Here is a 24,632-nt window from a genome sequence, read left to right on the forward strand (position 1 = left end):
ATGACCGCGTTCGAACCGAAGGACCCGGGCTATCGGGCGGCGGCCATCGCCATGTTCAATGAGCAGCCCGCGATGCACACACTCGGCATCGTGATCGTCCGCCTTGCGCCGGGCGACGTGGAGCTGGCGATGCCGTATTCGGCCGCCTTCACGCAGCAAAACGGGTTTGCCCATGCCGGCATCATCACCGCGGGCCTCGACAACGCCTGCGGTGTTGCCGCCTTCACCCTGATGCCGCGCGAAGCGGACATCCTGACCGTCGAGTTCAAGACGACGCTGCTCGCGCCTGCGCGCGGCACGCGCTTCGTCTTCAAGGCGGAGGTGGTCAAGCCCGGCCGCACGCTAACCTTCTGCGAGGCCAGGGCCTTTGCCGAGCACGAGGGCAAGACGACGCTGATCGCAACCATGACGGGGACGCTGATGGCGATGCTGCCGCGCGCCTAAGGCTTCGCTAGCGCCGGCCAACCGCGCATAGCCTGGCGATGACATTGCGTCCGCAAGGTTCTATACCAGCCGTAGCAATTCCCGGTCGCGAACCGTATTTGCGGCGATGGGACCGAAACGGGACGAGATATGGCTGGATCTGGAAACAAGAACCTTCTGACGACGCGGCGCGCGGCGTTCACGCTGATCGGGGCTGGCGCCTTGGCGGCGGGCGGGATCACCTACGCGCGCGCGGCCGCCGATGACGACGAGGTACTGACTGAATCCAAGGTGCTGCGCGATCCGGACACGCCGGTTGCCGGCAATCCCGACGGCAACATTACCATCGTCGAATGGTCCGACTACAATTGTCCTTACTGCCGCAAGCTCGAGCCCGAGCTGCGCCAGGTCGTCCAGGACGACGGCAAGGTGCGGCTGGTGATGAAGGACTGGCCGATCCTCGGGCCGGTCTCCGTCACCGCGGCGCGAAGTGCGCTCGCGGCGAAATTCCAGAACAAGTACCATCAGGCCCACGATGCCATGATGGGTGTCAGCTCGCGCCTGACAGAGCCGCGCATCAACGAACTGCTGGCGGCTGCCGGCGTCGACATGGATCGCCTGAAACGCGATCTCACCGGCCGTGGCAGCGACATTGACGCTCTCCTCAAGCGCAACAATGATCAGGCCGAAGCCTTCGGCTTCCGCGGCACGCCGTCCTTCATCGTCGGCAAATACCGCGTGCCGGGCGTCTTGAGCATGAACGAGTTCGAGCAGGTGATTGCCGATGCGCGCAAGGCCAAGATGAACTGAGCCGGGCTGTCTTCATCGCGCAACACAAAGGCGCCGCCGCGGAGTTCGCGACGGCGCCTTGTTCATGATCAAGCGTCGTTACTTCGACGAGATCCGGACCCAGTCCTTGTGCGCGCGGTCGCGCAGCGCGTCAAAGTCGGCCTTGGCGACGTCCCAGTTCACGATGGTGCGATTGGTGGTCGCAACCTCGCCTTTGGCGACCGACGACGTCTGCATGGAGTCGTAGACGTAGACGCCGCCCGCAAGCAGCAGCGCGCCCAGGATCATTCCAAAAAAAGTCTGCATGGCGAACCTCCGGTGACCGGCAATAACGTCGACCCGGAATGATGGTTCCGCGGCAGAACGGCGCGGATAAGGACGGGGTGTTCACGTCCCATTCAGCCATGCCAGCAGCTCCGCGTTGATCTCGCGCGGGTAGGTGTGGCTGAGATCGTCGATCTCGCGATAGGTGACGTCGGCGCCGGCGGCCGAGAGTGCGGCCTGCGTCTGCCGCGCGGTTTGCACCGGAAACATCCAGTCGAGCCTGCCGTGGGTGATGAAGACAGGCAGGCCCTGCAGGCGCGTGGCATCCGCCACCTCCGCCATCAGCGGATGGAAGGTCGCCGACACCGGTGCAAGATGCGTGAAGGGCGATGCGCCGCCGAGGCCGGTGACGTAGCAGAAGGTGCCGCCGTCGCTCATGCCGGTCAGCAGCATGCGCGAGACATCGATGGTCCAGCGGCTGCGCACGATGTCGAGGATGCGCATGAGGTTCGGCGTGTCGTTGTCGTCGCCCATCAGCGCCCAGGTCGGGCCGGTCGCGGTCGGCGCCACCAGGATCGCGCCGAGGCTGCGCGCATCGCGCAGCCAGCTCCACAGGAAGCCGCGTCCATTGCCGCTGCCGCCATGCAACGCCATCACAAGCGGCATTGGCCGGTCGGGTGTGTAATATTCGGGCACATAGACCGAGAAGCCGCCGCGGCTGCCGGGCTCGTTGTGATCATGGAAGATGCCGGTGTGCTCGCTTGCGCCGACTTCCAGTCGCGCGAGCAGATCCGCATTCTCGCGATTTGCGGCGTTGAGGAAGAAGCTGCTCACCGGTGGAAACTGCACGGCCAGCGGATAAAGCGCCTCCTGCGCGCGGGGCACGTGGCGCAGCGCGCGGAATACCGCGACGAGATCGCCATTGCCGCGCTCGACCTCGCGAATGCCTGCAAAGGCGGCGAGCGTTTCATCGCAGGCCCGATCGAGCTGGCCACGCAGTCCGGCAAACTGCTTCGGCCACTCTCGGATCGCCGCGCGTGCGGCTTGCAGAGTTTCGTCCGGCGTTCCGATCGCGTTCATCACGGAGGCGAAGGCCGGCGGATGCAGGTGCCGCTGGAAAAAGCCCAGCGCTTCCAGCGCATTGAGCAGCGGTGGTAGCACGGCCACAATGTCGTCCACCACCGCCTCGGTCATCGCTGCTTCCTCGAAGTCGGCTCAGTGCAGCTTCGGCGCCTTCAACAGCTTGAAGCGGTCGGTCGACGTCACCGTGACATCGAAGGTGACGCCTTCATGATGCACGGTGAGCGGCACGTCGACGCCGGCGGCGCCGAGCGCCCACATTTTCTTGTAGAACGCGGTCTGGCCCGTGACCTTGTCGCCGTCCACGGCGAGGATGACGTCGCCGGTCTTGAGCTCGGCGCGGGCAGCCGGACCGTTGGCCGAGATTCCGATCACCACCACGCGGTTGTCGATCTCGGTCGAATAGAGTCCGAGCCAGGGTCGCGCCGGCTTGTTGACGCGGCCGAACTTGCGCAGATCATCCAATACCGGCTTCAACAGGTCGATCGGCACGATCATGTTGACGTGCTCGGCCTTGCCGTCGCGTTCGCGCTCGAGCTGAAGCGAGCCGATCCCGATCAATTGGCCACGCTCGTTGAGAAGCGCCGTGCCGCCCCAGTTCGGATGTGCGGGGTAGGTAAAGACGGCCTCGTCCAGCAGATATTCCCAGTAGCCGGCGAATTCCTGCTTGGCCACGATCTGGCTCGCGACCGATCGCGTGCGGCCGCCGGCGCCGCCGACCACGACGCGGTCGCCGATCCTGGTTTCGGCCGAGCTTCCGAGCGCCAGGGGCTCGACGTCGAGCTCGCCGAGCGCCTGCACCAGGCCGAACCCGGTCTCGGAATCGAAGCCGAGTGCATGCCCCTCCACGACCCGTCCGTCGGCGAGATGCAGCCATACGGATTCCGCCTCGGTGATGAGATAGCCGATGGTGAGCACCAGCCCGCGGTCGATGACGACACCGTTGCCGGCGCGTTCAGTGCCCAGCGTCTCGGCGCTGAAGGCATCCGGCGGGATGATGGAGTGCAAGCCGACGACGGACGCGAGCGCGCGGTCGAGATCGAAACCATAATCGCTCGCACGCGGCTGGTTGGCCGGTGGCACTCTCCATTCGGTCATGGCGGGCATGGAGTTCTCCTGGCTGGGTGCGTTGCGCCGCCAAGGCCACCGGAGCGACGCGCGAAGCAAGGATAATTTAGGCCGGAGGAGGCCGTCTTGAAAGCCTCGTCCCCTAACTATTCCGGAGAACCTCATGTGAAATCTTCGAAATGTGCGCGACCGGTTCGTGCAAGGCGCGACCAGGGAGTCCACTAATCCGGCACCGGCCGCATGGCAGGTGTCCGGCGAGGTGCTAGGCGGAGTGCGATGAAGCTGCTACCGATTGTCGCTTCGTTTTGACCTAGGGATCACGGACCGAAGCAATGGATAACCGCAGCGACATCTGGCGTGGCATCGACACGATCAAGGCGCGTTTCATCGACCTCAGCGACAAGGTCTGGGGCATGCCTGAGGTCTGCTACACCGAAGCGAGGTCCGCGGCCGAACATCTCGCCGAGCTCCGCCATCAGGGTTTCCGCATTACCGAGCAGGTAGCAGGCATTCCGACCGCCGTGATGGGCGAATGGGGCGAGGGCGGTCCGGTCATCGCCTTCATGGGTGAATATGACGCGCTCCCGGGATTGAGCCAGGAGGCTGGCGTCGCCGAGCACCGCCCGATCGAGACCGGCGGCCATGGCCATGGCTGCGGTCATAATCTGCTCGGTTCCGCGGCGCTGCTCGCCGCAACTGCGGTGAAGGACTGGCTTGCCGAGACCAAGGTGCCCGGCCGCGTACGCTATTACGGCTGCCCTGCGGAAGAAGGCGGCGCGGCCAAGGCCTTCATGGTGCGCTCCGGCGCGTTCGAGGACGCCGACATCGCCATCACCTGGCATCCGCACAGCTTCTGGGAAGTCGCGGTGACGCCTTCGCTCGCCAATACGCGCGCGGATTTCATCTTCACCGGCCGTACCTCGCATGCGGCGGCCTCGCCCCATCTCGGCCGTTCCGCGCTCGATGCGGTCGAGCTGATGAACGTCGGCGTGAACTACATGCGCGAGCACATGCCGAGCGACGCGCGCGTGCACTATGCGCTGCTCGACACCGGCGGCATCGCGCCGAACGTCGTGCAGGCCCATGCGCGCGTGCGCTATTCGATCCGCGCGCGCGATCTTCCCGGGATGAACGAGCTGGTCGAGCGCGTGTCGAAGATCGCGCAGGGCGCGGCGCTGATGACCGAGACCAAGGTGGAGATGAAGATCATTTCCGCGGTTTCCAACATCCTGCCGAACGCGCCGCTGGAGCAGGCGCTGCACCGGGTGATGGAGGAGCTCGGGCCGCCGCATTTCGACGAGGCGGACAAGGGCTTTGCCAGCCAGATCCGCGCGACGCTGAGCGACAAGGACATTTCATCGGTCTATTACGCGATCGGCATGGAGCCGACCGACCGGCCGCTGGCCGACTTCCTGGTGCCGCTGGATGCCAAGCGCAACCCGCTGGTGGGCTCCACCGATGTCGGCGACGTGAGCTGGGTGGTGCCGACCGTACAGGTTCACGCACCGACGGTTGCAATCGGCACACCCTTCCACACCTGGCAGGTCGTGGCGCAGGGCAAGAGCCCGCACGCCCACAAGGCCATGGTGCAGGCCGCCAAGGCGATGGCCGGTCTCGGCATCAAGGCGCTGACGGAACCGGAGCTGATCAACTCCGCCAAGGCCGATCTGAAGAAGCGGACGGCCAAGACGCCTTACGTTTGTCCGTTGCCGGACCACGTCGCCCCGCCGCTCGACATGTCCGTGGCGTAGAATTTTGCCTCGATACTTCGTCTGATCCGGCGAATAAATTTTCCGCAGTGCAGCGTGCAATCCAGCCTGTTTTCATGCTGGATTGCCGAACAGTTGGGCTAACGGAACACCGGTTTGCCCAACGGACAGTCAGAAGACCGTTTGCACACACACGGTCCCAGTTGACGTGCACCCCATTCGGTGCGCCATCTACTGCCAGCCAAATGGGCGGCCGCGCATCACGGCCGCCTTCATCACTATGGGAACCAGACGGGGGACAACCATGCTGGATAAAGAACTGCGTTCGATGATCGGCGAGGTGAAGGACGGGCGGATGGATCGCCGCGCCTTCATCCAGCGTCTGGCGGCGGTGGGCCTGACCGCGCCGCTGGCCAACCAGATCCTTGCGCTCGGCGGTGTGGCGATGGCGCAAGGCGCCTCGACCTACAAGCCGACCAAGCGCGGCGGCGGCGGCCCATTGAAGCTGCTGTGGTGGCAGGGCCCGACCCTGCTCAATCCGCATTTCGCCACCGGCACCAAGGACCAGGACGGCTCGCGCCTGTTCTATGAACCGCTCGCCTGCTGGGACCCGGACGGCAACATGAAGCTGGTTCTGGCGGCCGAAATCCCCTCGGTGCAGAACGGCCTGCTCGCTGCCGACGGCACGTCGGTGACGTGGAAGCTGAAGCCGGGCGTGAAATGGCACGACGGCAAGCCATTCTCGGCCGACGACGTCGTCTTCACCTGGGAATACACCAAGGACCCGGCGACCGCGACCGTCACCAGCGGTACCTATCGCGACCTCAAGGTCGAGAAGATCGACGATCTCACGGTCAAGATCACCTTCCAGAAGCCGACGCCGTTCTGGGCCGACGCGTTCGTCGGCGCTGGTGCCGGCCAGATTATTCCGAAGCATCTGTTCGCCGACTTCATCGGCTCGAAGTCCCGCGAAGCACCGACCAATCTCTCGCCCGTCGGCACCGGTCCCTACAAATTCGTCGAGTTCAAGCCGGGCGATCTGATCCGCGGCGTGATCAATCCCGACTATCACATGGCCAATCGTCCCTATTTCGATTCGATCGAGATGAAGGGCGGCGGCGACGCCGTCTCGGCCGCGCGCGCGGTGATCCAGACCGGCGAATATGATTTCGGATGGAACATTCAGGTCGAGGACGACGTGCTTCTCCGCCTCGAGAAGGGCGGCAAGGGCAAGACCATCTACGCCGTGGGCGGCGACACCGAGTTCATCGCGCTGAACTTCTCCGACCCCAACACCGAGGTCGACGGCGAGCGCTCCTCGATGAAGACCAAGCATCCGCTGTTCTCCGACCCGGCGGTTCGCAAAGCGCTGTCGATGCTGGTCGACCGCGACTCCATCAAGAAGGCGATCTACGGCCGTGCCGGCCGCACCACCGCCAACTTCCTGAACGGTCCCGAGAAGTTCGTTTCCAAGAACACCTCGTGGGAATTCAATATCGAGAAGGCCTCCAAGCTGCTCGACGACGCCGGCTGGAAACCCGGCGCCGACGGCATCCGGGAGAAGGACGGCAAGAAGCTGAAGCTGCTGTACCAGACCTCGATCAACGGTCCGCGCCAGAAGACCCAGGCCATCGTCAAGCAGGCCTGTCAGAAGGCCGGCATCGACGTCGAGCTGAAGTCGGTCGTCGCGTCCGTGTTCTTCTCGTCCGACGTCGCCAACCCCGACACCTATCCGAAGTTCTATGCCGACCTCGAGATGTTTCAGATTCCGCTGAGCCAGCCGGATCCGTCGCAGCACATGCGCCGCTATCATTCGCGCTATATCGCCAGCAAGGAAAACAAGTGGCAGGGCACGAATTTCACGCGCTGGACCAACAAGGAGTATGACGACGCGATCGACGCGGCCGATGCCGAGATGGATCCGGTCAAGCGCGCCGCGCTCTACATCAAGTGCAACGACCTGATGTGGCAGGACACCGTCTTCATCCCGGCGATGCATCGCCTGAAGGTGGAAGCGTCCGCGAACACGCTGCGCCCGGTGATCTCTGGTTGGGCCAACGAAACCGACAACATCTTCGACTGGTACCGCGAGGAATGATCACGCGCGCCTAGGCGGGGTCCTTCCCTCATGAGTCAGTATGTCCTGCGTCGCCTGATGATCGCGATTCCGAGCTTGCTCGGAATCTCGGCCGTCCTGTTTTTCGTGCTGGCGCTCGCGCCCGGCGATCCCTTCTCGGAACTGGCGACCAATCCGAACGTGCCACCCGAAGTGCAGGCCGCACTTCGGGCCAAGTTCGGCCTCGACGATCCGATCTACCTCCGCTACCTGCACTGGCTCAACGCCATGGTGCACGGTGACTGGGGCTTCTCCTTCGTCAGCCGGATGAACGTCGACACGCTGATCCTTCAGCGTCTGCCGGCGACGCTCTACGTGATCGGCTCGGCGCAGATCCTGGCGCTGCTGATCGCGATCCCCGTCGGGGTCTATGCGGCCACAAAGCCCTATTCGATCTTCGACCAGATCGCGAACACGCTCGCCTTCATCGGCTTTTCGCTGCCGACCTTCTTCACCGGTCTGTTGTTCATCCTGATCTTCTCGGTGACGCTGGACTGGCTGCCTTTCGTCTATTCCACCGACATCAAGGCGACCGGCATCCGCTGGGTGCTCGAGATGATCCGGCAGGCGATCATGCCGGTGGCGGTGCTCGGGCTTTTCCAGGCGGCATCGATGACGCGCTTCGTGCGCTCGGCGATGCTGGACGTGATCCGGCTCGACTACGTCACAACCGCCCGTGCCAAGGGGCTCGGTCAGGCCAAGGTCATCGTCAAGCACGTGATGCGGAACGCCATGATCCCGGTGGTGACGCTGATCGCCTTGCAGATGCCGGCCGTGTTCGGCGGCGCTATCGTCACCGAGCAGATCTTTCGCATCCCCGGCATCGGATCGCTCTTGATTACCTCCATTCTCTCGAACGACACGCCGGTCGTGATGGCCGTCACCTTCGTGTTTGCGTGCCTGGTCGTGCTGTTCAATCTCATCGCGGACGTCCTGTATGGCTGGCTTGACCCTCGCATCTCCCTCCGCTGAGCGGCGCGCTTACTCGCCGTGGCGCGAGACGTGGCGGCGCTACAGCCGCCACAAGCTCGCCGTTGTCAGCGCCTTCCTGCTGCTCATCCTGGTGCTGGCCGTGGTGGTCGGGCCCTTCGTGTGGCGCGTGAAGATCAACGACATCGACATCGTCGCGGGCCTGCAGGGACCTTCGCTCGCCCATCCCTTCGGCACCGACGATCTCGGCCAAGACATTCTGGCGCGAATGATCTATGGCGGTCGTATCTCGCTCGCGGTCGGGCTCGCGGCGATGCTGGTCTCCGTGATCATCGGTGTGCTGATTGGCGCGCTCGCCGGCATGTCGCGCGGCGCGCTCGGCCACGGCCTGATGTGGCTCACCGACCTCTTCCTGTCGCTGCCGCAATTGCCGCTGCTCTTGCTGCTGATCTACTTGTTCCGCGACGGGCTGAAGCAGATGTTCGGTCCAGAAGGCGGCATCTTCATCCTGATCGTGCTGGTCATCGGCGGCCTGCGCTGGATGCCGGTGGCGCGCCTCGTGCGCGCGCAGTTCCTGTCGATCCGCGAAAAGGAATTCGTCGAGGCTGCGCGTGCGCTCGGGGCAAGTCCAGTGCGGCAGGTGGTGCGGCACATCCTGCCCAATGCGCTCGGTCCGGTGATCATCGCCGGCACCATCGACGTCGCCGCCGCCATCATCGCTGAATCGACGCTGTCCTTCCTCGGTCTCGGTTTCCCGCCGGATACCCCGACCTGGGGCCGGCTGCTCTACGACGCCAAGGATTTTCTGGATATCGGTCCGCACTGGGCCCTGTTTCCGGGCGGCGCGATCTTCGTCGCGGTGGTCGCCATTAACTTCATCGGCGACGGCCTGCGCGACGCGCTCGATGCGCGACGGGTGATCTGATGGCGCCGCTGCTCGAGATCAAGGGCCTGAAAACCCACTTCTCAACCGACGACGGCATCCTCCAGGCCGTCGACGGCGTCGACATCTCCATAAACAAGGGCGAGACGCTCTGCGTGGTCGGCGAGTCCGGCTGCGGCAAGACCGTCACCGCAATGTCGATCCTGAAGCTGATCGCGATGCCGCCGGGCCGGATCGCGGCGGGCCAGATCATCTTCGAGGGACGCGATCTCGTGCCGCTGACGAGCAATCAGCTCGACGAGATCCGCGCCAAGGAGATCGGGTTCATCTTCCAGGAGCCGATGACGTCGCTCAATCCGGTGCTCACCATCGGCGAGCAGATCGCCGAGAGCCTGCGTCGGCACGAAGCGGTGACCAAGAAGCAGGCGCTCGAGCGCACCATCGAGATGCTGAAGCTGGTGCAGATTCCGAATGCCGAAGGCCGCGTGCACAATTATCCGCACCAGTTCTCCGGCGGCATGCGTCAGCGCGTCATGATCGCGATGGCGCTGGCCTGCAAGCCCAAGCTGATCATCGCCGACGAGCCGACCACTGCGCTCGACGTCACCATCCAGGCCCAGATCCTCGACCTGCTCCAGGACATGAAGGACCGCTTCGGCATGGCGGTGATGCTGATCACCCATGCCATGGGCGTCGTCGCCGAAACCGCGCAGCGCGTCGTCGTGATGTATGCCGGCAAAGTCGTGGAAGAGGCGCCCGTCGACGACCTCTTCGGCGATCCCCGACATCCCTATACGCAAGGGTTGATTCGCTCGATCCCGCGCATCGACCTCGACAGTGAGCACAAGACGCGGCTGGAGGCGATCGGCGGCTCGGTACCTATCCTGATCAATCCCCCGGTCGGCTGCCGCTTTGCGCCGCGCTGCAAGTTCGCCATGGAGGTCTGCACCGAGAAGGAGCCGTTGCTGCGCGAGATCGCGCCTGGCCATCGCATGGCCTGTCACTTGGGAGATTCTAGCCTCGGAGGCGCGGCATGAGCGAACCGTTGCTGCGCGTCAGCGGCCTGAAGAAACACTTCCCCGTGCTCGGCGGCCTGCTGTCGCGCCAGGTCGGGACCGTCTACGCGGTCGACGGCGTGTCGTTCTCGGTCAATCGCGGCGAAACGCTGGGGCTCGTCGGCGAATCCGGTTGCGGCAAGTCGACGACGGGGCGCTGCGTGCTGCGCCTGATCGAGCCGACCGACGGCGAGGTCACCTTCGACGGCCAGGACGTGCGCAAGCTCGGCGGCAACGATCTGCGAGCGATGCGGCGGAACATGCAGCTGGTGTTTCAGGATCCGTTCGCCTCGCTCAATCCGCGCATGACCGTCGGTGCGATCCTCGGTGAGGCCTTCACCATCCACAATCTCGCCTCCTCCCCGAAAGAGCGCGAGGAGCGTGTCGCCGGTCTCCTGGTCAAGGTCGGGCTCAAGGCCGAGCACATGCGGCGCTATCCGCACGAATTCTCCGGCGGCCAGCGCCAGCGCATCGTCATCGCGCGCGCGCTCGCGGTCGAGCCGAAGCTGATCGTCTGCGACGAGCCGGTTTCCGCGCTCGACGTGTCGATCCAGGCGCAGGTGATCAACCTGCTGGAGGATCTCCAGGCCGAGCTGAACCTCACCTATCTCTTCGTTGCGCACGATCTCTCGGTCGTCGAGCACATCTCCGACCGCGTCGCGGTGATGTATCTCGGCCGCATCGTCGAACTGGCGAAGGCGAGCGATCTCTACCGCAACCCGCAGCATCCCTACACCAGAGCCCTCCTATCGGCGGTGCCGGTGCCCGATCCCAAGCTCAAGCGCGAACGCATCCGGCTCAAGGGCGACGTGCCGAGCCCGATGAAGCCGCCATCCGGCTGCCATTTCCACACCCGCTGCCCGATCGCCCAGCCGCGCTGCGCGGAAAGCGCGCCGGTGCTGAGGGAAGGGGCGGGCGGCCACTTTGTGGCGTGCCATCTCGCCTGACGGCGGGGAGCGCGGATTTTACTCGCGAAGCAGGCCGTACTCCGCAAGGGCCTGCTTGAACCCCTCCACCGACGTGTGGTGATGCGCGAAGAGGCCCGCCTCGCGCGCGCCGGCGACATTGGCCATGAGATCATCGACGAACAGGGTGGTCTCCGGCCTCGCATCGAGTTCCGACAGGCAGAGGCGGTAGCAGCGCGGGTCCGGCTTCGCCGTCTTGAATTGGGCCGAAGTGTAGATTCGCGCGCCGAACAGCGGCTGCAAGTTCGGCAGCAGCGTGTCGATGTGGTCGGCGACCAGTGTGGTGTTGTTGGTCAGGACGGCAATGTCGACGGTCTTGCGCAAGCTGCCGGCAATCTCCAGCATCGCGCGATTGGCCTGCATAGAGCGGCGCCGCGCCTCGACCCATTCCTCGAGCGACAAGGGATAGCCGATGCGTTCGCCAAAGCCCCGCAGATAGTCCGCGGCATCGAGCGTGCCGGAATCGCCGAGCAGCTCGTATCCGCTGTCCCAGATCGCCTCGTGGATGGATTCGCTGGTCGATCCCGCGAGCTCCGCCAGATACGCGACGCGCTTTCCCCTGTCGTAGTTGCACAGGACATTGTCCATGTCGAAGAGGACGAGCTTGATCCCATCAGCCACAGCAGCACTCTCGGAATGGCCGGACGTCCGGCCCTGCTCCTGGTCATATCCTGCCCGAGCGCGCGCGACAAACGCCGGAGCGAAGTTCGAACTCGGCGATGGATGGCGCGATCGAATTTCGAAAGCGAATATTCAGAATGCCTGCGGCAGCCACGTCCGCAAAGGGCAGCGTGCGCACCGCTTGATGACCGGTCGATCCCGTCACGCGCTCTTCGCGGGCCACGGTATGACCTGTCCCGACATCACCAGCCGGTCGCGGCCGCCGTCCTTGGCGGCATAGAGCGCGCGGTCGGCGGCGGCGACCAGCGTGCTACAGTCCGTCGTGGTCTCGGACGGAAGAGCCGCCGCGCCACCGATGCTCGCGGTCACCAGCCGGGAAGGCGGATTCTGTCCGTGCAGCATGGCGAGATCGTGCAGCGCCTGGCGAATTCCCTCGCCGACGTCGGCGCAGCCGTCTGCGCCGGTGTTCGGCAGCAGTACGGCGAATTCCTCGCCGCCATAGCGCGCGGCGAGGTCGGCCGGGCGCCTGGCCTGGGCGGACAGGATCCGGCCCAGCGCGCGCAGGCAGGCGTCGCCCGCCGGATGTCCGTAATGGTCGTTGAACTTCTTGAAATGATCGAGATCGATCAGCAGCAGCGAGAGCTGCGTGCCGTCGCGTCGGGCGCGCGCCCATTCGTCCGCAAGGCGCTCGTCGAATGCGCGCCGGTTGGCAAGGCCGGTGAGGCCGTCGGTGGTTGCCAGCGAGGCGAGCCTGTCCTGCAGATCCTTCTGTTCGGTCATGTCGCGCACGACCGCGACGACGCCGTCGATCGCCCCGCTGTCCGACGCCAGGGTCACGTGCAGCGCCGCCTCGGCCCAGATCTCGCCCTTGTCACGATGACGCTGGCGATAGACGAAGCGCGCCTCTTCGGCCTCGCCGTTCTTCAGCGCGGCGATGGCCTGCCCGACCCGTTCCATGTCGTCGGGGTGAATGCCGGCCAGGGCCGATGTGCCCAGCAGTTCCTCGGCGGACCAGCCGGTGATCCGCGCGCACGCGGGAGAGACGTAGAGCAGGGTATTATCCAGCCCGATACGGGTCACCATGTCGCTGGATTGCTCGGCCAGCAGGCGGAAATTGGCTTCCGTTGCGACGAGCGCCTGTGCGGTGCGCTGCCGCTGGACGAGCTGACGCACAAGATAGAAGCCGATCATTGCGATCAGCAGGACGAGGCCGAGGACGGCGGTCATGCGCGTGGTTGCTGCACGACGCCAGGGAGCCAGCACGTCGTCCTGCGACTTGCTCGCCAGCACGATCAGCGGATAGCGGCTGCTGCGCTGGTAATAGCTCAGCCGCTGCACGCCATCGAGCGGCGATTTGAAATAGTAGACCGCCGCGGCGGGGCGGCTGTCCCAACCCTTGAACAAGGGCGCATTGGACAGGTCGCGTCCGACGAAGGCACCGCTCTCATCGCGGCTGCGCGCCAGCATGATGCCGCTATTGTTGAGCAGCGATGCCGAGCCGTTCGGGCCGAGGTCGAAACGCTCGTAGAACTTGACGAAATAGCTGACATCGATCGTGAGCAGGGCAACGCCTGCGAAGCCGCCGTCGGGATCGTTGATTCGGCGGGACGCGGTGATGATCCATTGGCCCCCGGCGCGGCTCCTGACTGGTGGTCCGATCAGCGTGCCCATCGCCGGCGAGTCGCGATGGCGTTGGAAATAGCCGCGGTCGCTATTGTCGAGCTTGGAGAAATCGAGGCGCTCCGTGGTGGCAAGCCAGCGCCCGGTCGCGTCGTAGACGAAGATGCCGCGGATGCGCTCGGATGATTTTCGCGTCGGGAGATAGGCCTGGAGCTTTGCGATCGTGTCCGGTCCCGTTCCGTCGATCTCGAGCCGATGGACCAGCCCGACCAGGATCGTATCGGCGATCTCGAACGTGTCGTCTGCGTGCTGGATCAGCGAATGTGCCAGATTGGCGACGTCGACTTCGGCGTTCCTGAGATCGGCCTCGCGCGCCTCCCATTCGCGCCAGGCGCTCAAGCCGAGGATAGCAAAGCAAATCAGCGCGACGAACCCTGCCGCCCAGAGCGGAAGGCGCGTCTTGCCGAGTTCGCGGCTCGTCACCATCAGGCTTGCTCCAAATCGGTGCAAACCTCTCACTTTGGCCTTAACGGGCTGTTGCAGATTCTGCGATGATTTTGTGCGTCCGCATTCGGCCGGAGGGTGCTGACGATATCTTGAGTAACTCACCCCGCCGTGGGTTAACCGTGCCGCCCGTGTCGCGGCGATTTCGTCCGGAACCGCTGCGTCATCCCTCCAGTGTGAAGCCGACGCGCAACGTCACCTGATAGTGGCGGACAGCGCCGTTCTCGATGTGGCCACGCGTCTGAACCACCTCGAACCATTTCATCTCGCGAAGGGTCTTGGCGGCGCGGCTTATCGCGTTCTTGATCGCATCTTCGATCGAGGTCTCGGACGATCCGACCAGTTCCAGGATCTTGTAGACGTGATCATGTTCGGCTGTGGGCATGATGAGTCTCCCTCGTTGCGCTGCGGCATGCGTCGCTGCTGTGCGTCTCATCTGAACGAGCGCCAATCCTTCAGGTTCCGTCCTGCGACGACCCCGCATGCGTCAGGGGAGGTGGAACGGACGGTCCCCACCTGCTAAGCGCAGGCCATGGATTCCGCGCGGCGCGACAGGACGATCGGCTCTCTCTGCCTGTGTGTGACGGCGTTCGGCTGGGCGTTGAACTGGCCGCTGATGAAGCTGTTGCTCCAGCAATGGCCGCCTCTGTTCGCGCGCGGCCTTGCGGGCGTCTGCGCCTCGCTCATTCTCGGCACGCTGGCGTTGAGCCGGGGGGAATCGTTCGCCGTTCCGCGCGAGGTGATCCCGCGGCTGCTGTTTGCGACCCTCACCAACGTCCTGGCCTGGATGGGGCTCGGCACGGTCGCGATGAAATACGTGACCGTGAGCGAGGGGGCCCTGCTTGCCTACACGATGCCCATCTGGGCCATGTTGTTCGCCTGGCCCGTGCTGCATACGCGGCCGACCCTGCGGGACGTCTTCGGGCTCGTTCTCGGCGTTGCCGGCGTCGCGCTGCTCCTGAGCGGAAACGGCCTCGCGTTTGGCGCGGACAAGCTGCTCGGCATTGCCCTGGCGCTGCTTTGCGCGATCCTTTTCGCGCTGGGCAACGTGCTCAACCGCAAGCCGCTGCCGATGCCGCCGCTGGTCGTTGTCGCCTGGCAGGTCGGGCTCGGCTGCGCCACGATGCTGGTCCTGGGCGTGCTGTTCGAGCATCCGAACTACACGGCGATCACGCCATTGGGGCTCGCTTGCTTCGTCTACATGACGCTGGTGCCGATGGGCCTCTGCTATGTCACCTGGTTCGAGACGCTGCGCCGCCTGCCGCCGACCTCGGCTTCGACCGGCATGCTGATCGTTCCCGTGATCGGCGTGGTCTCCGCCGCGATCATCCTGGGTGAGCCGCTGGGTTATCGCGAATGGGCGGCAATGGCGCTCACGCTCGGCGGCGTCACGCTGGCGTTGCAGCGGGCGTAGGTTCTTTATTCAGTGGCTGGCACGGTCCGCGACGGCGCGGGCGCCGGCCGCGCTCCGCGCAACAATAGCCGCACCAGCAGAACAAGCAGCGCCATCAGCGCGAAGCCGCCGATGGCCGGCGCAAAGTGCTGGTCGGGATCGACCTTCTGCCCGAATTGCACGGCCAGTCGCCCCGATTGCAACAGCCCGTAGGCGCCGGCGAGCAGAATCAGGCTGTAAATCGCGCTGCGCTCGCGCGGCCGCGTGAGCTTCGTGAGATCGGGCAAGATCAGAGCCAGACCGATTCCCAGCATCGGCAGGTCGTAGTCATAGGCATAGGGACTGATCATCACCGACACCATCACGCTGACGCCGAGGGCGAACTGCGGAGATACGTTGCGTGCCGCGCCGAGCAGGACGGCGAGCAGGGCTACTCCCGCGACGGCCGCCTGCCCCCAAACGGCGACGCTCGCCGGCAGGCCCGCCTTGTACAAGGCAGCATAGGCCGAGATCATCCGGAACAGTGGATAGAAGCCCTGTTCGAGAAAGACCGCGGATTCCCTGATCGCCCCCAGCCAAGCCGTCCAGATCTGCCAGCCGAACAGGAGCGTGCAGAGCAGTGAGCTCGCCAGGACCACGGCCGCCGCCGTTCCGAGCACAATCCAGCGCCGCGTCGCCAGCAGGTAGAGGCCGACGGCAATCGCAAGATGCGGCTTGATCACCATGGCGCCGAGGGCGAGGCCGGCGAGCCACTGCCGCCGTTCCACATTGAGGCAAACGATCCCGATCAGCGCGCCGGTGAGGAATCCGTTCTGTCCGCAGCCGATGGTGATCGCCAGTGCCGGAAACAGGATCACGAGCACCTGCGCGAAATTCCTGCCGGCCATCGCACGGAGCGTCACGAGATAGAGCGCGAGTGTTCCGGCGGTGAACAGGAGATAGCCGACGCCGACCGGCAGAAACGCGAACGGCGCGACCAGGAGGTCGTATTGCGGCGGATAGGTCCAGGGCATGAAGCCGGTAGCGCCGCCGGCGGCTTCCATCTGCATCTTCAGCAGCGACTCGAAATGATAGACCTGAACGAGGTCGCCGCGCCAGACGTGCTGCGCGACGATGTGGAAGGCATCGAAGTCGGCGAGCTCGCGATCAGTCCAGCCGCCCCAGCGCGCGAACCAGAAAGTCTTGAAGAGGGTGATTGCCGCCAGGGCTACCAGCACGAAGCGGACATAGGCCGTCCGCCTCGACGGCGAGGACTGAACCGCTTCCAGCGTCTCGGCAAGCATGAGCGACGACCTCAGATATGACCAACCGGCGGCTGGGGGAGCGCGCGGACCCCGCCCAAACTGCCATTGGAGGCTTAAGGGACGGTAACGAATCCGGAAGGACCTTGGAGACGGCTCCCCGGCGGAGCTGCGGCGCGAGCAGTCTTGCCGGAACCAGCCTTTTCGAAATTGCCCGCTGCGCTGGATGGCCGCGCTTGCCGGCCTGAATGCGGGCGAGCTAACGTTCGTGCCTTCCCTGTCATGTTCGAAGTGCGGTGATGATCGAGCGTTGGACGAAAGGCGCGCTGGTTGCGATCTGTCTCTGCGCCGCTGCCCCGGCCGTCGCGCAGGATGATCTCGACGCTGCGCCCGGCACGATGTCGCTGCAAGTGACAACCGACCCGTCCACGATCGAGTGCCGCAAGCTGGACACGGTCAATCCAAGTTCGCTCATGTTCCGGTCGATGCGCCGAACCTTCAACGACGATTTCGACGAGCATCCGCTCACAACCGGACGCTGGGTGCCGCACTATGCCGGAGGCGCAGCTTGGCCGGAAGCGCGCTACTGGGGTGGCGATGGTTCCGACTTCAAGCGCAAGACCAGCGCCAATGGCGAGCAACAGATCTATGTCGATCCGCACTACGCGGGCCGCGCCCTAGCGCCGCTCGGGCTCGATCCGTTTAAGATCAGGGATGGCGTGCTCTCGATCGTCGCCAGCCGCACGCCGCCGGAGTTGAAGCCGGTGCTGTTCAACAATGAGTACGTTTCGGGGATTCTGACGACGCAGGGCACGTTCGCGCAGAAGCATGGCTATTTCGAAATCCGCGCCAAGGTCCCGGTCGGCCATTCGGTGTGGCCGGCGTTCTGGATGCTCGCGGACGACGGCGGCTGGCCACCGGAGGTCGACGTGCTGGAAGGCCGCGGCGAGCGGCCCGGCGATGTCGCGATGACGACGCACTGGCGGATTCCCTCGACCCAGAAGATCCAGTCCTGCGGTTTCGATTTCTCTGTCGGCGACGCCTCGCATGCGTTCCACAATTACGGTGTGCTGTGGGAGGAGGATCGCCTGGTTTATTTCATCGACCGCAGGCCGGTCTCCGACATCAAGGTGCCAATCGGATTCGACGACCCCATGTACATGATCGTCAATCTCGCGATCGGATCGAAGTTCTTTCCCGGCGTCGGTCCGGTCGATGCGGAAACGCCACCGAGCGTCGCCTTCGAGATCGACCGTATTTCTGCCTATCAGATCGATATGGAGCAGGCGCGGAGATAGCGATGTCAGCTCAGGCCCGCGGCGAGAAAGGCAATCGGTCGAACGCGCGGGCAAAGTTGAACTGCATCGTTAGCACGCAACCCTACGGATCCAGTTCCGTATCCCAGTACAGATAGTCCAGCCAGCTGTCGTGCAGATAGTTCGGCGGAAACATGCGGCCGTTGCGGTGAAGCTGATGCACGGTCGGCGCGAATGCGCTCTGGCGCGGGAACATTTTGGCTTGCGCCGGGGTGAGGTTGCCCTTGCGCAAGTTACAGGGCGAGCACGCCGCGACCACGTTCTCCCAAGTGGTCTGGCCGCCCTTGCTGCGCGGGATGATGTGATCGAAGGTGAGGTCTTCGGGCGAGCCGCAATATTGGCAGGCGAAACGATCGCGCAGGAAGACGTTGAACCGGGTGAAGGCGGGATGGGTGGTCGGCTTGACGAAGGATTTGAGCGAGACGACGCTCGGCAACTGCATCTCTAACGTCGGGCTTCGAACCGCCTGGTCGTAATGTGCGACGATGTTGACGCGGTCGAGGAACACCGCCTTGATCGCGTCTTGCCACGACCACAACGACAGTGGGTAGTAACTCAGCGGCCGGAAGTCCGCGTTCAGCACCAACACCGGCCAACTGCCTTGTGAGACATGTGCGTTCAAGTAACGCTCCCGGCCTCCAACATACGCTGCGAAGCAGCATGTACTGACATACTACATGCAGCGTGACGGGATTGTGAAGCCCGTTGAGCGACTTATTCAGGGTCAAGCAATGCGGCAGCGGGGTGGCAAACGCACTCAAAAAGCCGCGATCTGGCGTTGGTTCCTCCGCCGTCGTCCCGGCGAAAGCCAGGACGACATGAGGGAGGCTTGAAGTCGCTTCAATTGTCGGGGGGGCGCGGGCGTGGCCGCTACTCGCGCACCCGCTCCAGCTTCTGCAAGCACCGCGTGGCGCGCACGGCGGCCGGCATCTCCTCGTCCGGAAAGCTCGTCTTCCAGTCGGTAACGCCGACCTCCCCGACATAGATGTCGCCCTTCGAATCCAGCGCAATGCCGTGCGGCGCCAAGAACTTTCCGCTGGCAACGCCGGGCCCGTCCTCGCCGCCAAGCCGCGCGATGCGCCTGCCTTTCGCGTCCACGATGGACAGCCGCGGTCCGAGATTGGGTACCTTGCGGTTGACGGCCATGCCGGGGCCGAGCTCGCCGATCACGAAGGTCGGGCTCTTACCCCCGCCGCAGCAGCACAGCGCACAGGGGCGGTGAAGGTTGTTCCACTGCGTCTCGTATTTGCCCTCGCCATCGAACACCTGCACCCGGTGATTCTCGCGGTCGGCCACGTAGACCCAGCCGTCGGCATCGGTGGCAATATTGTGCACGATGTTGAACTGGCCTGGATCGGTGCCCGGCTCGCCCCAGCTCTTGAGCAGCCTGCCGTCGGGCGTGAACTTGTGCACGCGCGCATTGCCATAGCCGTCGGAGACGTAGATATCGCCCTTCGGCGACAGCGCGGTGTGAGTGCAGCGGTGGAAGGGATCGCCGCTCATGAACGGCGATGGCTTGTCAGGGATGCCGATGGTCAGCAGCACCTTGCCGTCGGCGGTGCATTTGCGCACCGTGTGGTCGCCATCGTCGGTGCAATAGAGATTGTCGTCCGCGTCGATATGCAGGCCATGCGCGCGCGAGAACAGGCCTTCGCCCCAGCTGCGGAGGAAATTGCCGTCGCGATCGAGCACCACCATCGGATGGGCGCCGCGGTTGAAGACGTAGATCCGGTCCTTGCTGTCGACCGCGACGGAGGCGACGTCGGTGAGCTGCCAGCCGTCCGGCAGCTTGGCGAAGTTTTCGACGACGCGGTAGCGGTGTTCGCCGGTGCCGAGAATGGCTGGCATGTGTGGTCTCCCCTGCTGTCATTTCGGGGCACGCGAAGCGTGAGCCCGGAATCCATTGCGCCGCATAGTTTGTGGATCGATGGATTTCCGGATTCGCGCTGCGCGCGCCCCGGAATGATGGCTGTGTTCTACGTCCGCCCCAAAATCCCTTCCTCGATCGCCTTGATCTGGAGCGCGAGAAATTTCGAGTTGATCCGGCATTGCGCGAGACTGCCGGCGATGAACCAGAGGCCGGGTTGCTTCGTGCGCGCATACATATTGCGCAGCTCGAGGCCGTCGCCAAAGCCCCAGACCGGGCCGACACGGTCTGCGATTTCATCTCCAAACAATTTCCGCACGAGATATTCCTGCGGCTTGTAGCCGGTGGAGAGCACGATCAGGTCGGTGGCGATGGTGGTGCCGTCCTTCATCCGCGCGCCATCCGCCGTGAAGCTCTCGATCTCGGAGAACTGCCTGAGCTTGATCGCGCCTTCGACGATGAGATTGGAGCAGCCGACGTTGAAGTAATAGCCGCCGCCGCGGGTCAGATATTTGAACTGCCAGCCGGTGCCGGCCTCGCCGAAATCGAGCTTGAAGCCGACGCGGGAGAGACCGTCGAGCAGGTCCTTGTCGAGCTCCTTGGACTGCTGCGTCAGCATCACATGCGTCTTCTTCGCGAGCGGCGTCGGCATCGAGGCGGCGATCAGATCGTTGTCGTCGAGCGTGCCTTCATTGTAGGCCGCATAGGCGAGCTGCGCCGAGGGTTCGATATTGGTCACCAGCGTTGGAGAACGCTGCACCAGCGTCACCTCGGCGCCGCTGGAATGCAGATCCTGCGCGATGTCGTGACCGCTGTTGCCGGTGCCGATGACGATCGCGCGCTTGCCCGTCCAGTTCTCGCCGTCCTCGTAGCGGCTGGAATGCAGCAGCGTGCCGCCGAAATTGCTCAGCGTCGGAATGTCCGGGATGTTCGCGATGCCGCTCACGCCGGTCGCCATCACCACGTGACGCGGATGCATGGTGCGGGTGCTGCCGTCGGCGCGGCGCAACGTCACGGCCCAGTGTTCGTTCGCCTCGTCATAGGCGCCGCTCTCGAATTCGCTGCCGGTCCAGAAATTCAGCTCCATCGCATCGACATAGGCTTCGAACCAGTTGGCGAGCTTGTCCTTCGGAATATAGGTCGGCCAATTCAGCGGGAACGGCATGTAGGGCAGGTGATTGACCTGAACCTGGTTGTGCAGCGTCAGCGCATGGTAGCGCTTGCGCCAATTGTCCCCGATCCTCTTCTCGCGATCGACGATCAGCGTGTCGACCTTCAACTGCTTGAGCCGCGCCGCGATGGCGAGCCCGGCCTGGCCGCCGCCAACCACCAGCACGGTCGGGTCGCGATCGCTGTAGTCGCGCGAGAGGTTGCGCAAATCGAGCCAGTTCGGCCCGCGGAAATCGCGCGAATAGGCCTGCCCGCGCGGCCGCGACGTGCCGAGCTGTTCCTCGAATCCCTTGAGCTCGTCGAGGGCGGTGAGCAGCGTCCATGCTTTCAGGCCGTCGTCGGGGCCATCGGGAACGAGCCGGACGATGCCGCTGCCGCGGCCGATCGCGGTTTCGAAATCGAAGATCGCTTCGATGGTGTTGGTGCCGGCACGCGTCACCCCGCGCGGCGGCGCGCGGTTCGCGGCGATCCTGAAATTGATCGGCGTCGCCTTGGGCGCGAGCGTGGCCAGCGCACGCGCGATCCTGTCGCGGCCGGCGATCGTCTGCAGGTTCCAGCTCAGCGCCAGCACATCGCGCCAGAAGCTGTCGGCGACAAAGAGATCGTCCAGCGAGGCCGGATCGGGCTTGTCCAGCGTGCGCTCGAACGCGTCGAGCCAGGCTTGCACGGATATGGAAATATCCTTCGTCCGGTCCAGCATGCGCGACCTCGTGGCCGTCTTCGCGGCGTTTCCTCTGGCTTGACGGTATATCGGTTCGACACCCGTCGAAAGCGCTTTACCCGAGCAGTGAGAGCATGTGGCCCTGCTCAGGCGGAATGCGCCCCTTCAGCGTGTCGAGATAGACGCGGCGTACCGCTTCCGGCCCGCGGCTCTCGACCACGGTCAGGCATTTTTCCAGCAGCGGCACGAAGCCGGTCCATGCGGCACCAAAGCTCTGCTCGATGCCGCCTGGGCCCCACTCCTTGGCGCGCTTGCGAATATGGTCGGGTGCGAAGAACCAGCGCGGCTTTGCGCCCGGCAACGGGCCTTCGTCGGCGTCGGTGGTACGATGCGTCAATCCGACGCGTACCGAGCAGGCCATCTGGTCGCGGAAATGGCGATGCAGCTCGGTCCGCAACGCGCTGCTGCCGGCCATGTCGACGAACGCGACCGGCGCGTCCGAGGGCAGCAACGTCACCCGATCATAGCTGACGACCTCGTCATAGCAGCCGAGCGAGGAGACGAAGGCGCGATTGCCCGCCGAGGTCAGCCCGATCACCTTGCGGCCGCGCTTGTGCAGGAGATGGGCGAGCCCGAACGCGGTCTTGCTCGATGCGCTCGAGAGCAACACGCGGCGCGCGCCGAAGTCGTCGTTCTCGGCGAGGAAATCGTCGACCATGAACGACAGCATAAAGAGCGGTCGCAGCAGCGCCTGAAGATCACCCTGATGTCCGGCAAAGGCAGGATCCCCGGTGACGCGGGAATAGCGGTTATAGACCGGCGAGACCTCTCGTCGATGCTCGGCGCCGTCGCGAAGGGCACCCTTGCTGACGTCGGTGGCCTCGATGACGAGATGCGTCGCCATCGGGAAGTAGCCGAACAGCCACTCACCGACGGCGACGCCGGGATGTCTGGAGGCAATCACTTCGCCGAAGCCCCACACCGGGATGTTTCCGAAGCCCTGCGGCGCCGGAAAGATCTGCCAGTATTTCAGCGCGTCGCCCATCACCGCATAGGTGATGTTGTTGGCGGTGAACGCGAAGCGCTCGACCTTCACCAGCAACGCATCCTGCGGCAGCGCGGCTGCGTCTGGAATTGTCGTCTCGATCAGCTTGCACTGCTCGAGATCGTCGCGCGCAACGATGAAATCGGTCGATGTCATGGCAATGGTCCCGGCTTCTTCCGTGCCGGCGTTTTCTCTTTCACCGTTATGCGCTTTGCAACAGCAACATTGTTTAAAACAGCGTTCGCCTCGCCGGCGATGACGCCTTCGCGCTTCTTCACCGCACGATAATAGCTCCACCACAGATGCGCGGCCGCGCCGCGCAGGGGCCGCCAGGATTCGGCAAGCGGTGCCATCTGCTTCTCCGTCGGCCGCGCCTTCAGGCCGAGCCCGATGCGGATGCCTTCCTGCACGGCGAGGTCGCCGGCCGGCCAGGCATCGCCATGGCCGAGGCAGAACAGCAAATAGACGTCCGCGGTCCAGGGGCCGATGCCGGGCAGCGAGATCAAGGTGTGATGCGCCGCGTCGGCGTCTTCCTCCGCGAGCACGTCGAGGTTCAGCCGCTGCGCGGTGATCTCGCGCGCGAGATGTTTCAGCGTCTTGATCTTGGCGGCGGACAGGCCGAGCCGCCCCAGCCGGTCGGCGCGGGCGCGGCCCACCGCGTCATGGTCGAACGGGTCGAAGGCCGCCGACAGCCGCCCCCAGATCGCCGCGGCACTCGCGGTGGAAAGCTGCTGCCCGCAGACGATGTGCGCGAGCCCGGCAAAGCCCGGCTCGCGCCGTCGCAGGGCGGGCATGCCGGCAATCTCCAGCACGGGCTTGAGGCGCGGATCGCGCTTGATCAGGGCCTGGACGGCCTCTTCGAGATCGGACTGGGTTTCGAGGTGGATGGTCATGGTGGCCCTGCTCGTCATGCGCGGGCTTGACCCGCGCATCCATCTCCTATCGTAACAGAGTCCTGGAAGATGGATTGCCGGGTCAAGCCCGGCAATGACAAGTCTCGTGAGAATCCATGCCACCCGTTTTCCGATTTGCCCCGAGCCCGAACGGCTTCCTGCATCTCGGCCACGCCTATTCGGCGCTGCTGAATTCTGACCGCGCGCGCGAGACCGGCGGGCGGCTGTTGCTGCGGATCGAGGACATCGATACGACGCGCTGTCGGCCGGACTATGAGACGGCGATCTACGAGGATCTCGCCTGGCTCGGCATCGCCTGGGAGACGCCGGCGCGGCGGCAGTCCGACCATCTGGCCGATTATCGCGCCGCGCTGGAAAAGCTCTCTGCGCTCGGTCTCGTTTATCCCGCCTTCGAAAGCCGCGCCGAGATCGCAAGGCTCATTGCCGCGCGCGAGGCGGACGGGCGGTGGCCGCGCGATCCCGACGGCGCGCCGATTTATCCCGGCGGCGCCAAATCACGGTCGGCCGACGAGCGGTCGCGGCTGATCGCATCTGGCGCGCCTTACGCGCTGCGGCTCGACATGGCCGCCGCCTGCCGCTTTGCCGCCGGCCTGAGCTGGAATGAGCTCGGCGAGGGGCCCGATGGCGAGCACGGCCCCGTCGCCGCACGGCCGGAGGCTTGGGGCGACGTCATCCTGGCCCGCAAGGAGACGCCGACCAGCTACCATCTGTCGGTGGTGGTCGATGATGCGCTCCAGGGCGTGAGCGAGATCGTGCGGGGGGAGGACCTGTTTCATGCCACCGCGGTGCACCGTCTGCTTCAGGTCCTGCTCGGCCTGCCGGAACCCATCTACCGCCACCACCGCCTGATTTGCGATGGCGAGGGCCGGAAGCTGTCGAAATCGAGCCGGTCGACGGGACTGCGCGAATTGCGAGCGGCCGGCATCACGCCGGCCGGTGTCCGCCAGCTGGTGGGATTAGGTCAAGTTTCTCTGGGGGTTAGCAAAACGCCGCCGTGA

General features: G+C 64.7%; 24 protein-coding genes. 11 read left to right on the top strand and 13 right to left on the bottom strand.

Annotated elements, in window-relative coordinates; all coding sequences use genetic code 11:
* Together HAP40_RS05680 and HAP40_RS05685 are read left to right on the top strand one after the other, a co-directional pair.
* Entirely contained in the window at positions 1-444 is a 444-nt protein-coding gene (locus tag HAP40_RS05680) for a PaaI family thioesterase (protein WP_166818718.1), read from the top strand.
* 129 nt (positions 445-573) lie between these two features.
* Positions 574-1,233, top strand: coding sequence for a DsbA family protein (locus HAP40_RS05685; protein ID WP_166818717.1), 660 nt, complete (start codon positions 574-576; stop codon positions 1,231-1,233).
* 78 nt (positions 1,234-1,311) lie between these two features.
* Here HAP40_RS05685 and HAP40_RS05690 read toward each other — a convergent pair whose 3' ends face one another.
* From HAP40_RS05690 to HAP40_RS05700, 3 genes are all read right to left on the bottom strand, one after another.
* A complete protein-coding gene (locus HAP40_RS05690) occupies positions 1,312-1,518 on the bottom strand; it encodes a hypothetical protein (RefSeq protein ID WP_166818716.1) in 207 nt (68 codons plus the stop codon).
* Positions 1,519-1,599: 81 nt separating this feature from the next.
* The gene (locus HAP40_RS05695; RefSeq protein ID WP_166818715.1) at positions 1,600-2,670 is read right to left on the bottom strand and encodes a phospholipase; all 1,071 of its coding nucleotides are present in this window, start codon (positions 2,668-2,670) and stop codon (positions 1,600-1,602) included.
* Between the two features lie 21 nt (positions 2,671-2,691).
* Entirely contained in the window at positions 2,692-3,663 is a 972-nt protein-coding gene (locus HAP40_RS05700; protein ID WP_166818714.1) for a S1C family serine protease, read from the bottom strand.
* Between the two features lie 293 nt (positions 3,664-3,956).
* Here HAP40_RS05700 and HAP40_RS05705 point away from each other — a divergent pair, with 293 nt between their 5' ends.
* The 6 genes from HAP40_RS05705 to HAP40_RS05730 all read left to right on the top strand — a co-directional run bounded on the left by HAP40_RS05705 (position 3,957) and on the right by HAP40_RS05730 (position 11,264).
* Entirely contained in the window at positions 3,957-5,375 is a 1,419-nt protein-coding gene (locus HAP40_RS05705) for a M20 family metallopeptidase (RefSeq protein WP_166818713.1), read from the top strand.
* A gap of 262 nt (positions 5,376-5,637) precedes the next feature.
* Positions 5,638-7,431 carry a peptide ABC transporter substrate-binding protein gene (locus tag HAP40_RS05710; protein WP_166818712.1) on the top strand — a complete coding sequence of 598 codons (1,794 nt, stop codon included), beginning with the start codon at positions 5,638-5,640 and terminating at the stop codon, positions 7,429-7,431.
* A gap of 30 nt (positions 7,432-7,461) precedes the next feature.
* Positions 7,462-8,421, top strand: a complete 960-nt coding sequence (locus HAP40_RS05715) for an ABC transporter permease (RefSeq protein ID WP_166818711.1) — start codon at positions 7,462-7,464, stop codon at positions 8,419-8,421.
* Complete coding sequence (locus HAP40_RS05720) at positions 8,387-9,304, top strand: ABC transporter permease (RefSeq protein ID WP_166818710.1); 918 nt, start codon at positions 8,387-8,389, stop codon at positions 9,302-9,304. The genes HAP40_RS05715 and HAP40_RS05720 overlap by 35 nt, the downstream gene beginning before the upstream one ends.
* Positions 9,304-10,299 carry an ABC transporter ATP-binding protein gene (locus HAP40_RS05725; RefSeq protein ID WP_166818709.1) on the top strand — a complete coding sequence of 332 codons (996 nt, stop codon included), beginning with the start codon at positions 9,304-9,306 and terminating at the stop codon, positions 10,297-10,299. The genes HAP40_RS05720 and HAP40_RS05725 overlap by 1 nt, the downstream gene beginning before the upstream one ends.
* A complete protein-coding gene (locus tag HAP40_RS05730; protein ID WP_061849844.1) occupies positions 10,296-11,264 on the top strand; it encodes an ABC transporter ATP-binding protein in 969 nt (322 codons plus the stop codon). Before HAP40_RS05725 ends, HAP40_RS05730 begins: the two co-directional genes overlap by 4 nt.
* Positions 11,265-11,282: 18 nt before the next feature.
* Here the strand turns inward: HAP40_RS05730 and HAP40_RS05735 are convergent, their stop codons facing one another.
* The 4 genes from HAP40_RS05735 to HAP40_RS05750 all read right to left on the bottom strand — a co-directional run bounded on the left by HAP40_RS05735 (position 11,283) and on the right by HAP40_RS05750 (position 14,412).
* Positions 11,283-11,870 carry an HAD family hydrolase gene (locus HAP40_RS05735; RefSeq protein WP_166819606.1) on the bottom strand — a complete coding sequence of 196 codons (588 nt, stop codon included), beginning with the start codon at positions 11,868-11,870 and terminating at the stop codon, positions 11,283-11,285.
* Positions 11,871-11,946: 76 nt separating this feature from the next.
* A complete protein-coding gene (locus HAP40_RS05740; protein WP_166818708.1) occupies positions 11,947-12,126 on the bottom strand; it encodes a hypothetical protein in 180 nt (59 codons plus the stop codon).
* Positions 12,105-14,009, bottom strand: a complete 1,905-nt coding sequence (locus HAP40_RS05745; RefSeq protein ID WP_166818707.1) for a sensor domain-containing diguanylate cyclase — start codon at positions 14,007-14,009, stop codon at positions 12,105-12,107. Before HAP40_RS05745 ends, HAP40_RS05740 begins: the two co-directional genes overlap by 22 nt.
* A gap of 181 nt (positions 14,010-14,190) precedes the next feature.
* Complete coding sequence (locus HAP40_RS05750) at positions 14,191-14,412, bottom strand: dodecin (RefSeq protein WP_166818706.1); 222 nt, start codon at positions 14,410-14,412, stop codon at positions 14,191-14,193.
* Positions 14,413-14,559: 147 nt separating this feature from the next.
* On the opposite strand from HAP40_RS05750, the gene HAP40_RS05755 reads away from it, so the two are divergent.
* Positions 14,560-15,441 carry a DMT family transporter gene (locus HAP40_RS05755; protein WP_166818705.1) on the top strand — a complete coding sequence of 294 codons (882 nt, stop codon included), beginning with the start codon at positions 14,560-14,562 and terminating at the stop codon, positions 15,439-15,441.
* A 5-nt stretch (positions 15,442-15,446) separates the two neighbouring features.
* Here the strand turns inward: HAP40_RS05755 and HAP40_RS05760 are convergent, their stop codons facing one another.
* Positions 15,447-16,703, bottom strand: a complete 1,257-nt coding sequence (locus HAP40_RS05760) for a glycosyltransferase family 87 protein (RefSeq protein ID WP_166818704.1) — start codon at positions 16,701-16,703, stop codon at positions 15,447-15,449.
* Between the two features lie 257 nt (positions 16,704-16,960).
* Between HAP40_RS05760 and HAP40_RS05765 the strand changes: the two genes are divergently transcribed.
* Entirely contained in the window at positions 16,961-17,959 is a 999-nt protein-coding gene (locus HAP40_RS05765; RefSeq protein ID WP_166818703.1) for a glycoside hydrolase family 16 protein, read from the top strand.
* A gap of 82 nt (positions 17,960-18,041) precedes the next feature.
* Here HAP40_RS05765 and HAP40_RS05770 read toward each other — a convergent pair whose 3' ends face one another.
* The 5 genes from HAP40_RS05770 to HAP40_RS05790 all read right to left on the bottom strand — a co-directional run bounded on the left by HAP40_RS05770 (position 18,042) and on the right by HAP40_RS05790 (position 23,613).
* On the bottom strand, positions 18,042-18,599 hold the full coding sequence (locus HAP40_RS05770; RefSeq protein WP_028173554.1) for an HNH endonuclease: 558 nt from the start codon (positions 18,597-18,599) through the stop codon (positions 18,042-18,044).
* Between the two features lie 248 nt (positions 18,600-18,847).
* A complete protein-coding gene (locus HAP40_RS05775) occupies positions 18,848-19,825 on the bottom strand; it encodes a peptidyl-alpha-hydroxyglycine alpha-amidating lyase family protein (protein ID WP_166818702.1) in 978 nt (325 codons plus the stop codon).
* Between the two features lie 128 nt (positions 19,826-19,953).
* A complete protein-coding gene (locus HAP40_RS05780; RefSeq protein WP_166818701.1) occupies positions 19,954-21,714 on the bottom strand; it encodes an NAD(P)/FAD-dependent oxidoreductase in 1,761 nt (586 codons plus the stop codon).
* Positions 21,715-21,790: 76 nt separating this feature from the next.
* On the bottom strand, positions 21,791-22,876 hold the full coding sequence (locus HAP40_RS05785) for a DUF2855 family protein (RefSeq protein ID WP_166818700.1): 1,086 nt from the start codon (positions 22,874-22,876) through the stop codon (positions 21,791-21,793).
* Complete coding sequence (locus HAP40_RS05790) at positions 22,873-23,613, bottom strand: DNA-3-methyladenine glycosylase family protein (protein WP_166818699.1); 741 nt, start codon at positions 23,611-23,613, stop codon at positions 22,873-22,875. The genes HAP40_RS05785 and HAP40_RS05790 overlap by 4 nt, the downstream gene beginning before the upstream one ends.
* 116 nt (positions 23,614-23,729) lie before the next feature.
* Here HAP40_RS05790 and gluQRS point away from each other — a divergent pair, with 116 nt between their 5' ends.
* Positions 23,730-24,632: a tRNA glutamyl-Q(34) synthetase GluQRS gene (gene gluQRS / locus HAP40_RS05795; RefSeq protein WP_166818698.1), complete on the top strand. Its 903-nt coding sequence runs from the start codon at positions 23,730-23,732 to the stop codon at positions 24,630-24,632.

The sequence above is a fragment of the Bradyrhizobium sp. 1(2017) genome (assembly GCF_011602485.2).
GTDB lineage: Bacteria > Pseudomonadota > Alphaproteobacteria > Rhizobiales > Xanthobacteraceae > Bradyrhizobium.